Source organism: Micromonospora sp. CA-269861 (assembly GCF_050948505.1).
Lineage (GTDB): Bacteria > Actinomycetota > Actinomycetes > Mycobacteriales > Micromonosporaceae > Micromonospora.
Map to the genome: position 1 here is coordinate 5,926,696 of NZ_CP192014.1, position 13,320 is coordinate 5,940,015.

Here is a 13,320-nt window from a genome sequence, read left to right on the forward strand (position 1 = left end):
GAGCCTGAACGATGGCTAAGTGGCGGTCGGGCCGGGTTGCCGGGTCCGACCTCAGATCTCCAGTGCCGGCTCCTCAGGCGTGGTGCCCCGCTCGACGGCCACCCCGAGCGCCCGCAGGTCGGCCACGAAGTCCGGGTAGCCCCGGTCGACGTGGTGCACGTGGGAGACCTCGGTGACCCCCTCCGCGCAGAGCCCGGCGATGATCAGCCCCGCTCCGGCACGGATGTCGGTGGCCCGCACCGGGGCACCGGAGAGCCGGTCCCGCCCCCGGACCACCGCGTGATGCCCGTCGGTCTTGATGTCCGCGCCGAGCCGCATCATCTCGTTGGCGAACATGAACCGCCCGTCGAAGATGTTCTCGGTGATCAGCGAGGCGCCGTCGCTGACCGCCGCCAGCCCGATCGCCATCGGCAGCAGGTCGGTGGCGAAGCCGGGATACGGCAACGTCACCACGTCCACCGCCCGGGGCCGCTCGTCCATCCGTACGCGGAAGCCGTCCCCCCGGGTCTCCACCAGCCCGCCGGCGGCCACCACCTTGTCCAGGGCGATCTCCAGGAAGGCCGGGTCCAGCCCGGTCACCGTCACGTCGCCCCGGGTCATCGCCGCCCCGAACGCCCAGGTGCCGGCGACGATCCGGTCCCCCACCGTGGCGTGCCGCACCGGGCGCAGACCGGGCACGCCGGTGATCCGCAACGTGGACGTGCCCGCGCCGGCGATGCGCGCGCCCATCTGGTTGAGCATCGTGCAGATGTCGACGATCTCCGGCTCCCGGGCCGCGTTGTCGATCATCGTGGTGCCCTGGGCCAGCACCGCCGCCATCACCAGGTTCTCGGTCGCGCCGACACTGGGGAAGTCCAGCACGATGTCCGCGCCGCGCAGCCCTTGCGGGGCGGAGGCGATGACGAACCCGTGCTCACCGGAGATCTCCGCGCCCATCCGGGTCAGCCCGGAGATGTGCATGTCCAACCCCCGCGACCCGATCGCGTCGCCGCCGGGATGGGCCACCCGCACGTACCCCCGACGGGCCAGCAGCGGGCCGAGCACGCAGATCGACGCGCGCAACCGTCGGACCAGGTCGTAGTCGGCCTCCGCGCCCGGCTGCTCGGGCACGTCGATCGTCACCGACCGGGACCGGGCCACGCCGCCACGGGCGACCATCGGGTCGACCGGATCATCCGCGTCGAACTGGACGTCACAGCCCAGCCGACGCAGCACCTCCCCCATGATCGCGATGTCGGTGATCCGGGGGACGTTGGTGATCACGCTGCGGCCCGGCGCGAGCAGCGCGGCGGCCATCAGCTTCAACGCCGAGTTCTTGGCACCGACCACGTGCACGGTGCCGGTCAGTCGGGCGTCACCGCGTACCCGGATGACGTCGACATCGTTGACCGCCGGATCGCCGGCGTCGCCGGGGCCCACCACCACCGGCCAGCCGGCGGTGCTGTCCGGCCGCGCCGGGATCGTCAGGTCGGGAATCCGTAGGCTGTGCGTCATGGCCGTCCACCTCACGCGCATCTACACCAAGGCCGGCGACGCCGGCATGACCAGGCTGAGCAACAACGAGCAGGTGCCGAAGACCGATCCACGGATCGCCGCGTACGCGGATGTCGACGAGTGCAACGCGGCGATCGGTGTCGCGCTCGCGCTGGGAAACCTCGACGAGGAGCTTCGCGGCGTGCTGGGGTCGGTGCAGAACGACCTCTTCGACGTCGGCGCCGACCTGTCCACCCCGGTCGAGCCGGAGCCGAAGTACCCGCCGCTGCGGGTGACCGAGGAGTACGTCGAGCGCCTGGAGGGCTGGTGCGACGAGTACAACGCACGCCTGAGCAAGCTCGACTCCTTCATCCTCCCTGGCGGCACCACGGGTGCGGCGCTGCTGCACGTGGCGCGGACCGTCGCCCGGCGTGCCGAACGGGCAGCGTGGGCGCTGGTCAGCCACGATCCGGAACGAACCAGCACGCTCCCGGCAAAGTATCTCAACCGGCTCTCCGATCTGCTCTTTATCCTGTCAAGAACGGCAAATCCGGCAGGAGATGTGCTATGGGTACCGGGCGGCAACCGCTGAACGTCGGCGCTGCGCACCACGTCGAGGTGTGGGTTCCCAATCTGGCCCCCACCACGCGTAGCCGAGGCTTGATCCACTCGGGCTAATGAAAACAGGGGCATCCAGACCAGCGGGACACGCACAGTGCCCGACGAAGGGTTTCCGGGGGAGCTCGGCCGGCGCAGGGATCAAGCCTGACCGCCCGGAGCCGGGCGGGCTCCCCGGAAACCCGGAAGAGCGACCAAGGACGGCTCAGGCAGCCGGCCAGTCCTGGGAGGCCATACGCGGCGAGACCGCCCCCGGAGGGGCGGCCTCGAGCCAGGAGAGAAAACCGGTCACGGTCGATCGCGCCATGGCGATCTCCACCGGTGCGTGGTGACTGGTACAGCGGAGGATCACCCAGTCGGCCGGCATGGAGAACCGTTCCTGACCTTCGGGCAACCGGCGGCGCTCCACGGCCAACCCCTTGCGGGAGAGCACACGCTTGGGGCGGATCGCGAAGCTGAACATCCGGTACCAGCGCAGCTCGTCACCGGCGAACCGGCCGAAGCCGGGCGACCAGCCACGGCCGTCGAGCATGGTGGAGACCCGGACGCTGAGCCGGATGATGCCACCGCTGCGGGTGACCAGAGCTCGCCGGACGAAGAGGGTCAGAAGCGCGCCGAGGATGACGACAACGCCGACCCCGAACCCTTCGACGATCTCCATCCGCGGTGTGGCTCAGCGACTCTGCGCGGAGACCGGGGTTGCGCTCTCGGCCAGCACGGTGACACCGTCGGCGCTCACCGAGAGGAAGCCGCCGGCCACCTCGTAGGCGACCTGCTCACCGCCGGCGAGCTTGATGCGAACCTGGCCGGGCTCGGCGAGCTGGCCGAGAAGCGGCGCGTGCCCCGGCAGGACACCGAGCTCGCCCTCGGTCGTCCGGGCGACGACCATCTCGGCGTCACCGGACCAGACCTTCTCCTCGACGGCGACGAGCTCGACGTGAAGCTGCTGTGCCACGCTGTCTCCTTGCTGCGGCTACGGATTGCCGAAAGTCTAGCCTGACGACGCGGCCCGCCCAACGCGGGTGGGGACAACGGCGCCCTGACTACTTGGCCTTGTTCACGAATTCCGGGTGCTCGAGCAGGAACGGGTCGAGTTGCTCGTTGTGCAGGGCGGTGAAGAAGTCCGGGACCCCATCCTGGAACTGCTCGCCCAGGTACTTCTTACCTTCGAAGAGCCCGCCACCGGGGAGCTTGATCATCTCGATGGTGTTCGGGCGGATGTCCTTCAGCGCGAGCCCGAAGTCGACAACGCTGTTGCCCCGACCGTTGAAGATCAGCGACTGGCCGGCGGCGCGGAGCACCTTGTCCAGCTTGATCGGGTTGGACACCACGTCGGCGCTGAACGCCTGGCCGACCATGGCCTTGACGAACTGCTGCTGGTGGCGCTGCCGGCCGTAGTCGGAATCCGGGACACCGTTCTTCGGGTAGCGCTGCCGGACGTAGTCCAGCGCCTGCCACCCACTCAGGTGCCGGTTGCCCTTCTTGTAGAGCGCCTGCGGGCCGACGTAGCCCTCACCGCGGGTGTTGCCCGGACGCGGCTTGCCGTCCGGCTGCTTGTGCTCGGACTTCACGTCGCGCTCGATGTACATGTCGACACCACCCATGGCGTCGACGATCTTCTGGAAGCCGGTGAAGTTGATGATCGCGCCGGCGTCGAAGCGCTTGATGCCCGTCACCTTCTGCACGGTGGTGGCCAGCAGCTCGAAGCCCCGTGCGGCGTCGGGGTTGGCGCCCGGCACCTTGCTGCCGAACGACATCGCGGCGTTGATCTTCGTGGTCTCGCCCGGGAAGTTCGCCTTCTTGAACTCCGGGATGTGCACGTAGAGGTCACGTGGCAGTGAGAAGAGGTAGGCCCGGTCCATCGACGCCGGCACGTGCAGCACCATGATCGAGTCGGCGAGCGGCGCGGCCGTCGGCGTACGGGGGTCGATACCGACGAGCAGGATGTTGAGCGGGCCCTTGATGTCGCTCTTCTTCGCCTGGGCACCCGCCGCCTGGTCGCCGAAGAGGTCGGCCTTGCCGACGGACCCCTCGTAGCGGGCCATGAGCACCTCGGTGCCGACCAGCACCGCGCCGCTGAGCACGGTCAGCACGGTGCCGAACACCGTGCAGATCCTGGCCCACCGCGGCACACCCCGCCAGATGGACGGCTTGCGGCCACTCTTGCCGGCCTTACCCACGAGCAGCTCCGTTCGTTACGCCCACAACGAGAAGACGGGCGCACGTCGTCGAAAGGTTGCAAAGATCAACGCTCGTTCAGGTGAGCGCGCGGAACGAACCGTAGCTCGGGTGCCTCGGGAGTGACGACCACGAGTAACGGACCGCGACGATGGTAAGGCGCGAACATGAACAAAAGACTGCCCCGGCATTGCCGGGGCAGTCTTTTTGCTACGAATCGGATGGGGGCTGGTCAGCCCTTCATCAGCTCCTCAGCCTTGCGCTCCAGGTCCTCGAGACCGCCGCACATGAAGAACGCCTGCTCGGGGAAGTGATCGTACTCACCCTCGCTGATCTTCCGGAACGCCTCGATGGTCTCCTTGATCGGGACCGTCGAGCCCGGCACGCCGGTGAACTGCTCCGCCGCGTAGGTGTTCTGCGAGAGGAAGCGCTCGATCCGCCGGGCGCGAGCCACGGTGATCTTGTCTTCCTCGGAGAGCTCCTCGATACCGAGGATGGCGATGATGTCCTGCAGGTCGCGGTAGCGCTGCAGGATCCGCTTCACCTCGGTGGCCACCTGGAAGTGCTCGTTGCCGACGAACTCCGGGGCGAGGATCCGGGACGAGGACGCCAGCGGGTCCACGGCCGGGTAGATGCCCTTGTCGGAGATCGACCGCTCCAGGTTGGTGGTCGCGTCCAGGTGGGCGAACGTGGTGGCCGGGGCGGGGTCGGTGTAGTCGTCCGCCGGCACGTAGATCGCCTGCATGGAGGTGATGGCCTGGCCCCGGACGGAGGTGATCCGCTCCTGGAGCTCGCCCATCTCGTCGGCCAGGGTCGGCTGGTAACCCACGGCGCTCGGCATACGCCCGAGCAGGGTGGACACCTCCGAACCGGCCTGCGTGAAGCGGAAGATGTTGTCGATGAAGAGCAGCACCTCCTGCTTCTTCACGTCCCGGAAGTACTCGGCCATGGTCAGCGCGGAGAGCGCCACCCGCAGCCGGGTGCCCGGCGGCTCGTCCATCTGGCCGTAGACCAGCGCGGTCTTGTCGATGACGCCGGACTCGGTCATCTCGGCGATGAGGTCGTTGCCCTCACGGGTGCGCTCACCCACGCCGGCGAACACCGAGGTACCACCGAAGTTACGGGCAACCCGGGTGATCATCTCCTGGATGAGCACCGTCTTGCCCACGCCCGCGCCGCCGAACAGGCCGATCTTGCCGCCCTTGACGTACGGGGCGAGCAGGTCGATGACCTTGATGCCGGTCTCCAGCATCTCGGTCTTCGGCTCCAGGTCCGCGAAGGCCGGGGCCTTGCGGTGGATGCCCCACCGGTCGTCGGCCTCGAACGTCTCGCCCTCTTTGAGGTTGAGCACCTCGCCGATCGCGTTGAACACCTTGCCCTTGACCGCGTCGCCCACCGGCACCGTGATCGGCTCGCCGCGGTCGCGCACCTCGGCGCCACGGACCAGGCCGTCGGTCGGCTGCATCGAGATGGCACGGACCAGGTTGTCACCCAGGTGCTGGGCGACCTCCAGGGTCAGCGTCTTCTCACCGCCGGACAGGTTCACCTTGACGTTCAGGGCGTTGAACAGGGGCGGCATGGCGTCGCGCGGGAACTCGGCGTCGACGACCGGGCCGATGACCCGGACCACGCGACCCGTGGCCGTCTTGGTCTCTACTGGTGCAGTCATCACACTTCACTTCCCGACGCGGCCAGCGCGTTGGCGCCGCCGACGATCTCGCTGATCTCCTGGGTGATCCCGGCCTGGCGAGCCGAGTTCATCTCGCGCGTGTACTTCTCGATCATCTCTTCGGCGTTGTCGGTGGCGCTCTTCATCGCCCGCCGCCGTGCCGCCGACTCACTCGCCGCCGACTCGATCAACGCCGCGTAGATCCGCGTGTTGATGTACCTCGGCAGGAGCGCGTCGAGCAGCGCCTCCGCCTCCGGCTCGAACTCGTACGCCGGCAGCAGCCCCTCGGAGCGCGGCCGGTCCTCCACCTGCATCGGACCGATGACCTTGGTAACCGGGTTCTGCGTCATCAGCGAGTGGAACTCGGTGTAGACGATGTGCAACTCGTCGACGCCGAGCACCCCGTCCGCTCCGGCGCCGCCGTCGACGTCGTCCGCACCGGCCGTGAACGCCTTGATCAGCGTCTCACCGACGGTACGGGCGTCCTCGAACGACGGCTGCTCGCTGAAGCCGGTCCAGTTCGCCTCGATCGGCCGCTCGCGGAACCGGTAGAACCCGACGCCCTTACGCCCGATGACGTAGAGCACCGGCTCCTTGCCGTCCGCCTTGAGCCGCGCGATCAGCGACTCCGCCATCCTGATCGCGTTGGAGCTGTAACCACCGGCCAGGCCACGGTCACTGGTGACCAACAGGACGCCCGCCCGCCGCACCCGCTCGCGCGGGGTGAGCAGCGGGTGGTCGATCCGCGCGTTGGACGCCAGCGCCGTGAGCACACCGGTGATGGCCTGGGCGTACGGCAGGGACGCCTGCACCCGGGCCTGAGCCTTGGCGATCCGGCTCGTCGCCACGAGCTCCATCGCCTTGGTGATCTTCTTCATCGACTTCGCCGAGCGGATCCGTTGACGAAGAACGCGTACCTGGGCCGCCATGGGATCAGCTCTCGGCCGGGCGGTCGGTCGCGCCGTCGCGGAAGCGGGTCACCGTCTCGCGGTTCTCGTCGCCCTCAAGCGGCGCGGCCGGCGCGTCGTTGACCCGACGCTCCTCGTCCTTGTTGAGGAAGACCTGCTTGAACTCGGCGATCGCGCTGTCCAGTGAGCCGATGATGTCATCGTTCCACTGGTTGTCGGCGATGCCGGCCAGCACACCCTGGTGCTTGTGCCGCAGGTACTGGAGGAACTCCGACTCGAAGCGCCGAACCTCACCCACCGGAACGTCGTCCAGCTTGCCCTCGGTGCCGGCCCAGACCGAGACGACCTGCTCCTGCACCGGGAACGGCGAGTAGTTCGGCTGCTTGAGCAGCTCGACCAGACGCGAACCGCGGTCCAGCTGGGCACGGGAGGCCCGGTCCAGGTCGGAGGCGAAGGCGGCGAACGCCTCCAGCTCGCGGTACTGGGCGAGGTTGAGCCGCAGCGAACCGGCGACCTTCTTCATCGGCTTCACCTGCGCGGCGCCACCGACCCGAGAGACCGAGGTACCGACGTTGATCGCCGGACGGACGCCCTGGTTGAACAGGTCGGTCTCCAGGAAGATCTGGCCGTCGGTGATCGAGATGACGTTGGTCGGGATGAAGGCCGAGATGTCGTTGGCCTTCGTCTCGATGATCGGCAGACCGGTCATCGAGCCGCCACCCAGCTCGTCGGAGAGCTTCGCGCAGCGCTCCAGCAGGCGGGAGTGCAGGTAGAAGACGTCACCCGGGTACGCCTCACGGCCCGGCGGGCGACGCAGCAGCAGCGACACGGCGCGGTACGCCTCGGCCTGCTTGCTCAGGTCGTCGAAGACGATGAGGACGTGCTTGCCGCCGTACATCCAGTGCTGCCCGATGGACGAGCCGGTGTACGGGGCGAGGTACTTGAAGCCGGCCGGGTCGGACGCCGGCGAGGCGACGATGGTCGTGTACTCCATCGCGCCCGCCTCCTCGAGCTGCCCCTTGATGGAGGCGATCGTGGAGGCCTTCTGGCCGATGGCGACGTAGATGCAGCGAACCTGCTTCTTCGGGTCGCCGGTGCGCCAGTTGTCCCGCTGGTTGAGGATGGCGTCCAGAGCGACTGTGGTCTTACCGGTCTTCCGGTCACCGATGATCAGCTGCCGCTGGCCCCGACCGATCGGGGTCATCGCGTCGATGGCCTTGATGCCGGTCTGCAGCGGCTCGTCGACGGACTGCCGGGACATCACGTTCGGAGCCTGCAGCTCCAGCTCGCGGAAGCCCTCGTTGGCGATGTCGCCGAGCGCGTCGATCGGCTCACCGAGCGCGTTGACCACGCGGCCGAGGAAGGCGTCGCCGACCGGAACGGAGAGAACCCGCTCGGTGCGCTTAACGCGCTGCCCTTCCTCCAGCTTGGCGGAGTCACCGAGAACGACGACGCCGATCTCCCGGACGTCGAGGTTCAACGCCACGCCGAGCGTGCCGTCCTCGAACTCCAGGAGCTCATTGGTCATGGTCGAAGGCAGGCCCTCGACGTGGGCGATGCCGTCGCCGGTGTCGGCGACGGTGCCGACCTCCTCGCGGGAGACGTCGGACGAGTAGGAAGAGACGTAGCGCTCCAGGGCGCCGCGGATCTCCTCCGTCGAGATGGTCAGCTCGGCCATCCTCTGCTTCCTTAAAATTCAGGGGCCCGGGATACCTAGTACCGACCGGTCCGAATGGCGTCTGTCATTCCGGGCGCTGTGCGGTCCGGCCACCCCGACGCTGGGCGGCAGAGCCGCTCAGCCGCGGGGCGGCGAAGCCGATCAGCGCTTCGCGAGCGCGTTGCGGGTCTCGTTGAGGCGGCGCAGGATGGTGCCGTCGTACAGGTCGGAGCCGACCCGCACGCTCACGCCACCCAGGACGTGGGGCTCCACCATCTGCTTGATGGAGACCTCTCGACCGTATATCGCGCTGAGGCTCGCACCCAGCCGGCGCTCGTCCTCGTCACTCAACGGGGCCGCGACGGTCACGTACGCCACCTGCCGGTCACGTCGCTCGGCGGCGAGTTCCACGAGCCGGGTGAGCGCGCCGGTGAAGGAGCGCCCCCCGTACCCGCCGAGTGCGACCTCGACGAGGCGGACGGTGACCGGACGGGCCTTGTCGGCGAGCAGCTCACGGGCCAGGGTGGCCCGCTGCTCGACCGGGGCGACCGGGTCGGCGAGCGTGTTGCTCAGCGCCGACTGACCGGCCACGACCTGACCGAAGCGGAACAGCTCGTCCTCGACCTCGCCCAGCTCGCCTGCCTTGTCGGCGCTGGCCAGCAGCGCCTCCACGCCGAGCCGCTCGGCGCCGTCGAGCAACTCCGACGGTGCCGACCACCGGCCGGCGACGAGCGCCACGAGCAGGTCGAGCGCGTCTGCGCCGATCCGGCCGCCGAGCATGTCGCCGAGCAGAGCGCCGCGATCCTCACCGGTGCGAGCCGGCTCGGAGAGCGCCCGACGCAGCCGCGGCTCCCGCCGCAGCAGGGTCGCCACGGAGAGGATGGCGTCGGCGGTGGAGGCCACCGCCGACGGCTCCGCGCCGCGGACGTACGCGTCGAGGCGCTCGGCCGCGACCTTGTACGACTCCCGGCTGGCGGCCTGCATCAGCGGGCCCCCGTGCTCTCGAGACCGCTCAGGAACCGGTCGACGGTGCCCTTACGCCGTGCCTCGTCGGCCAGTGACTCGCCAACGATCTTGCTGGCCAGGTCCACCGCGATCGTGCCGACCTCCGCGCGCAGCTCGCGCACGATGGTGGCCCGCTCGGCGGCGAGTGCGTCCTTGCCCGCCTGGATGACCCGGTCGGACTCTTCCCGTGCCTTGGCGAGGATGTCCTGCCGGATGCCCTCGGCGTCGGCCCGCGCGTCGTCACGGATCTTGGCGGCGTCGGTCCGGGCCTCAGCGAGCTGGGCACGGTACTGCTCGAGCAGCTGGTTCGCCTCGGCCTGGGCGGCCTCGGCGCGCTTGATGCCGCCCTCGATCGCGTCGACCCGAGCCTGGAACGTCTGCTCCATGCGGGGGAAGACGAACTTCATCAGCACGAAGCAGAGCACGGCGAAGGCCACCGTACCGACCACGACCTCCTGCCAGAGCGGGATGATCGGGTTGTGGGCGGACTCACCACCCTCAGCGGCGAGGAAGTACATGGAAGACCTCCCGGTCAGAGGGGCTGGATCAGGCGGCGGAGCCGGCCCAGATGAAGCCGAAGGCGATGCCGAGCAGCGCCAGCGCCTCGATGACGGCGAAGCCGATCCAGACGTACGGCAGGGTCATCCGCGACGACTCCGGCTGGCGAGCGGTCGACTGGATGTAGGCAGCGAAGACCAGGCCAACGCCGATGCCCGGGCCGATGGCGGCGAGACCGTAGCCGATGGCAGCGGTGCTACCGGTGACCTCGGCGAGAACGCTAGCGTCCATTGGTGTGGTTCCTCCTGGTTATCACGCGTGACTCTCACGCGGGACGACAACGGATGGTGCGGGTGGATCAGTGCTCGTCGGCGAGCGCGCCCTGTACGTAGCTGGCGGTGAGGACGGTGAAGACGTACGCCTGCAGGCAGATCACCAGGAACTCGAGGAAGGTGAGCGCGATGGTCATCACCCAGGAGAGCACCGAGACCGGGGCCAGCCAGGCGTTGGCGCTCAGCATCGCGAAGCCGCCGAGCGTGAAGACCAGCAGGAGCATGTGACCGGCGAACATGTTCGCGAAGAGACGAACCGCGAGCGAGAACGGCCGGACGATGAAGGTGGAGAAGAGCTCGATCGGGATCAGCAGCGGCAGGATGTACCAGGGTGCCGGCGGGATCAGCGAGTTCTTGAAGTATTTGACGAAGCCGTGCTTCTTGATGCCGATGTAGTTGAACAGCACGTAGCTGATGATCGCGAGGATCGCCGGGAAGGCGATGTGCGAGTTCGGCGAGATCTGGAAGAGCGGAATGATCGCGAACGCGTTCGTCAGCAGCACGAAGCAGAAGAGCGTCGTGAAGTAGGGGGCGAACCGCACGCCCGCGTGCCCGATCATGTCGACAGCGATGTTGTTGCGCACGAAGCCGTAGATCGACTCGGCGAACCACTGCTTCTTGGTCGGCACCAGCTGCGGGTTCCGGTAGGTCGCCAGGAAGAAGATGATCAGAACGCCGACGGCGATCCAGACCATCGCCGTGATCTTGGTGAACCAGTACGAGTTCTCCGCACCCCAGGGCAGGATGCTGGGCAGGTAGAAGTCGTCCACCGTGGGTGGGAATCCCGCCTGGCCCGCTGCCAGAACGTTCGCCTGTCCGAACACCGCGTCCCTTCCTAAGTAGGCGTGCCGAGTCGGCGAATGACCAGGATGATGCCCCCGGCCATACCGAGCACGACGCCGATCCCGGTGGCGACGCCGCCGGTGTCGAGCCACTGGTCAACAAGCCAACCGATGAAACCCCACACGAGCATGCCTCCGATGAGGTAGCTGAGCGCGGTCCAACCCTGACCGGCGCCGGACGGATAATCGTCCGGTTCACCGGCGGGACGGGGGGTTTGGTCACCAGCCATGACGGGGCGAACGATATCAGCCGGGAAGACGAGGCTGTGCCTCACCCCCCGCACAACCGTGGTTGTGTGGGCTTCTCGTGGGCGCCGTCGTCTGTGGGCACGCTACTCCCCTTCCGCCCGTCGGAAAATGACCGGAGGCCGACACATTGCCGCGCGTCCGAAAGGTGGGACGACCGTCGGGTCAGCTGTGCGACCGTCGGGCGTGCACCGTGGTCAGCCACCAGATGTGCACCGCCGTCCACACTGCCACCCCGGCGACGATGCCGAGGCAGAGCGGCACCAACCCGGACCAACCTGTCGACGCCACCGCCACCAGCACCGCACCCAGAAGGCTGAACTTCAGCACGTACAGGCCCAGGCCGAGCGGCAGCAGCAACTGCGGGTTGATCTGGTCGGCCCGGGCCAGCACCACTGTGGTGAGGGTGTAGCTGAGCACCGTGACACCCACGCCGGCCGCCGCGCCGAGCGCGGCGGTAGCGCCGCCGGTCACCGCACCCACCACGGCGGCGACCGCGGCGAGCGCCGCCGACGCGGCCAGCAGCACCGGAAGGTGCCGCAGTCGCCACCGCCGGTCGGTGTCCGGCGCGACCACCCCGGGCTCAGCCACGGGGGTACGCCGGAAACGCCGCGACCAGCTCGGCCACCTCGGCACCGAGTCGGGTCAGCTCGTCGGCCCCGCCCGGAGCGCCGGGATCGGTGCGCACCGCACGGGCGATCACTGTCGCCACCTGACGCAGGTCCCCCTCCCGCATCCCCTGCGTCGTGACGCTCGGTGTGCCCACCCGGATGCCGGAGGCCACCATCGGCGGCTGCGGGTCGTACGGGATGGCGTTCTTGTTCAGGGTGATCGACGCGGCGTCGCAGCGGCGCTCGGCCTCGGTGCCGGTCACCCCCAGCTCCCGCAGGTCGATCAGCGCGAGGTGGGTGTCGGTGCCACCGGAGACCGGGCGCATCCCCTCGTCGGCCAGCCCGGCGGCGAGCGCCTGGGCGTTGCTGACCACCTGGCGGGCGTACGTCTGGAACTCCGGCTGGGCGGCCTCGCGCAGCGCGACAGCCTTGGCCGCGACCGCGTGCATCAGCGGGCCGCCCTGGGTGAACGGGAAGACCGCCTTGTCGATCCGCTGAGCCAGCGACTCGCGGCACAGGATCATGCCGCCGCGCGGCCCGCGCAGCACCTTGTGGGTGGTGGCGCAGACGACGTCGGCGTACGGCACCGGGGACGGGATGGCCCGGCCGGCGACCAGGCCGATGAAGTGCGCCGCGTCCACCATCAGGTACGCGCCGACCTCGTCGGCGATCTCCCGGAAGCGCGCGAAGTCGATCAGGCGCGGGTACGCGGTGGCCCCACAGATGATCAGCTTGGGTCGGTGCGCCCGCGCCAGATCCCGTACCTCGTCGTAGTCGATCTGCTCGGTGTCCGGCCGGACCGGGTAGCCGACCGGGTTGAACCACTTGCCGGAGAAGTTCACCCGGCTGCCGTGGGTGAGGTGCCCGCCGTGCGGCAGGTCCATCGCCAGCACCGTGTCGCCCGGCTGCACCAGCGCGGCGTACGCGGCCAGGTTGGCGCTCGCCCCGGAGTGCGGCTGGAGGTTGGCGTGCTCGGCCCCGAAGAGCTCCTTGGCCCGGGCGATGCCGATCTCCTCGGCCCGGTCCACCTCGGCGCAGCCGCCGTAGTAACGCCGGCCCGGGTAGCCCTCGGCGTACTTGTTGGTGAGCGTCGAACCGAGCGCCGCCAGCACCGCCGGCGAGGTCAGGTTCTCGCTGGCGATGAGCTGCAGGCCGCCCCGCAACCGGTCCAGCTCACCCAGGACCACCCCGGCGATCTCCGGATCGGTGGCCCTGAGCTGCGCGAAATCCGGCCCCCAGAAGGTGCTCGTCTCGGTCTCCACAGCGAACGAGTCTAGGCGGCC

Annotated in this window: 15 protein-coding genes; 1 reads left to right on the plus strand and 14 read right to left on the minus strand. The window is 68.9% G+C overall.

Going from position 1 to position 13,320, the window contains the following annotated elements:
* Positions 1-51 precede the first annotated feature (51 nt).
* Positions 52-1,494 (minus strand): UDP-N-acetylglucosamine 1-carboxyvinyltransferase, encoded by a 1,443-nt coding sequence (gene murA / locus ACQP0U_RS27130; protein WP_433312406.1) that lies wholly within the window; start codon positions 1,492-1,494, stop codon positions 52-54.
* On the opposite strand from murA, the gene ACQP0U_RS27135 reads away from it, so the two are divergent.
* Positions 1,493-2,065: a cob(I)yrinic acid a,c-diamide adenosyltransferase gene (locus tag ACQP0U_RS27135; RefSeq protein WP_433312408.1), complete on the plus strand. Its 573-nt coding sequence runs from the start codon at positions 1,493-1,495 to the stop codon at positions 2,063-2,065. The genes murA and ACQP0U_RS27135 overlap by 2 nt on opposite strands.
* Positions 2,066-2,296: 231 nt before the next feature.
* On the opposite strand, the gene ACQP0U_RS27140 is transcribed toward ACQP0U_RS27135, so the two are convergent.
* The 13 genes from ACQP0U_RS27140 to glyA form a co-directional block, all read right to left on the minus strand.
* Entirely contained in the window at positions 2,297-2,752 is a 456-nt protein-coding gene (locus ACQP0U_RS27140) for a DUF2550 domain-containing protein (RefSeq protein ID WP_433312410.1), read from the minus strand.
* Between the two features lie 12 nt (positions 2,753-2,764).
* Positions 2,765-3,046 carry a F0F1 ATP synthase subunit epsilon gene (locus ACQP0U_RS27145; protein ID WP_030333186.1) on the minus strand — a complete coding sequence of 94 codons (282 nt, stop codon included), beginning with the start codon at positions 3,044-3,046 and terminating at the stop codon, positions 2,765-2,767.
* 88 nt (positions 3,047-3,134) lie between these two features.
* The gene (locus ACQP0U_RS27150; RefSeq protein WP_433321199.1) at positions 3,135-4,277 is read right to left on the minus strand and encodes an LCP family protein; all 1,143 of its coding nucleotides are present in this window, start codon (positions 4,275-4,277) and stop codon (positions 3,135-3,137) included.
* Between the two features lie 224 nt (positions 4,278-4,501).
* Positions 4,502-5,938 (minus strand): F0F1 ATP synthase subunit beta, encoded by a 1,437-nt coding sequence (gene atpD / locus ACQP0U_RS27155; RefSeq protein ID WP_433312413.1) that lies wholly within the window; start codon positions 5,936-5,938, stop codon positions 4,502-4,504.
* Positions 5,938-6,867: a F0F1 ATP synthase subunit gamma gene (locus ACQP0U_RS27160; protein ID WP_210785814.1), complete on the minus strand. Its 930-nt coding sequence runs from the start codon at positions 6,865-6,867 to the stop codon at positions 5,938-5,940. The genes atpD and ACQP0U_RS27160 overlap by 1 nt, the downstream gene beginning before the upstream one ends.
* 4 nt (positions 6,868-6,871) lie before the next feature.
* Positions 6,872-8,524, minus strand: coding sequence for a F0F1 ATP synthase subunit alpha (gene atpA, locus ACQP0U_RS27165; RefSeq protein WP_433312415.1), 1,653 nt, complete (start codon positions 8,522-8,524; stop codon positions 6,872-6,874).
* 141 nt (positions 8,525-8,665) lie between these two features.
* Entirely contained in the window at positions 8,666-9,487 is an 822-nt protein-coding gene (locus ACQP0U_RS27170; protein ID WP_433312418.1) for a F0F1 ATP synthase subunit delta, read from the minus strand.
* The gene (locus ACQP0U_RS27175; RefSeq protein WP_433312421.1) at positions 9,487-10,026 is read right to left on the minus strand and encodes a F0F1 ATP synthase subunit B; all 540 of its coding nucleotides are present in this window, start codon (positions 10,024-10,026) and stop codon (positions 9,487-9,489) included. Before ACQP0U_RS27175 ends, ACQP0U_RS27170 begins: the two co-directional genes overlap by 1 nt.
* Before the next feature lie 28 nt (positions 10,027-10,054).
* Positions 10,055-10,297, minus strand: coding sequence for a F0F1 ATP synthase subunit C (locus ACQP0U_RS27180; protein WP_130404096.1), 243 nt, complete (start codon positions 10,295-10,297; stop codon positions 10,055-10,057).
* 67 nt (positions 10,298-10,364) lie between these two features.
* Positions 10,365-11,162 (minus strand): F0F1 ATP synthase subunit A, encoded by a 798-nt coding sequence (gene atpB, locus ACQP0U_RS27185; RefSeq protein WP_433312424.1) that lies wholly within the window; start codon positions 11,160-11,162, stop codon positions 10,365-10,367.
* An 11-nt stretch (positions 11,163-11,173) separates the two neighbouring features.
* Entirely contained in the window at positions 11,174-11,410 is a 237-nt protein-coding gene (locus ACQP0U_RS27190) for an AtpZ/AtpI family protein (protein WP_196929737.1), read from the minus strand.
* Between the two features lie 181 nt (positions 11,411-11,591).
* The gene (locus ACQP0U_RS27195; protein ID WP_433312427.1) at positions 11,592-12,017 is read right to left on the minus strand and encodes a hypothetical protein; all 426 of its coding nucleotides are present in this window, start codon (positions 12,015-12,017) and stop codon (positions 11,592-11,594) included.
* A complete protein-coding gene (gene glyA, locus ACQP0U_RS27200; protein WP_433312430.1) occupies positions 12,010-13,299 on the minus strand; it encodes a serine hydroxymethyltransferase in 1,290 nt (429 codons plus the stop codon). Before glyA ends, ACQP0U_RS27195 begins: the two co-directional genes overlap by 8 nt.
* Positions 13,300-13,320: the final 21 nt, after the last annotated feature.

Excerpts from the sequence above, each read along its gene's own strand:
- ACQP0U_RS27135 (WP_433312408.1), top strand. The coding sequence starts at position 1,493 with ATGGCCGTCCACCTCACGCGCATCTACACCAAGGCCGGCGACGCCGGC.
- murA (WP_433312406.1), bottom strand. The coding sequence starts at position 1,494 with ATGACGCACAGCCTACGGATTCCCGACCTGACGATCCCGGCGCGGCCG.
- ACQP0U_RS27140 (WP_433312410.1), bottom strand. The coding sequence starts at position 2,752 with ATGGAGATCGTCGAAGGGTTCGGGGTCGGCGTTGTCGTCATCCTCGGC.
- atpD (WP_433312413.1), bottom strand. The coding sequence starts at position 5,938 with ATGACTGCACCAGTAGAGACCAAGACGGCCACGGGTCGCGTGGTCCGG.
- ACQP0U_RS27160 (WP_210785814.1), bottom strand. The coding sequence starts at position 6,867 with ATGGCGGCCCAGGTACGCGTTCTTCGTCAACGGATCCGCTCGGCGAAG.
- atpA (WP_433312415.1), bottom strand. The coding sequence starts at position 8,524 with ATGGCCGAGCTGACCATCTCGACGGAGGAGATCCGCGGCGCCCTGGAG.
- ACQP0U_RS27170 (WP_433312418.1), bottom strand. The coding sequence starts at position 9,487 with ATGCAGGCCGCCAGCCGGGAGTCGTACAAGGTCGCGGCCGAGCGCCTC.
- ACQP0U_RS27175 (WP_433312421.1), bottom strand. The coding sequence starts at position 10,026 with ATGTACTTCCTCGCCGCTGAGGGTGGTGAGTCCGCCCACAACCCGATC.
- ACQP0U_RS27180 (WP_130404096.1), bottom strand. The coding sequence starts at position 10,297 with ATGGACGCTAGCGTTCTCGCCGAGGTCACCGGTAGCACCGCTGCCATC.
- ACQP0U_RS27190 (WP_196929737.1), bottom strand. The coding sequence starts at position 11,410 with ATGGCTGGTGACCAAACCCCCCGTCCCGCCGGTGAACCGGACGATTAT.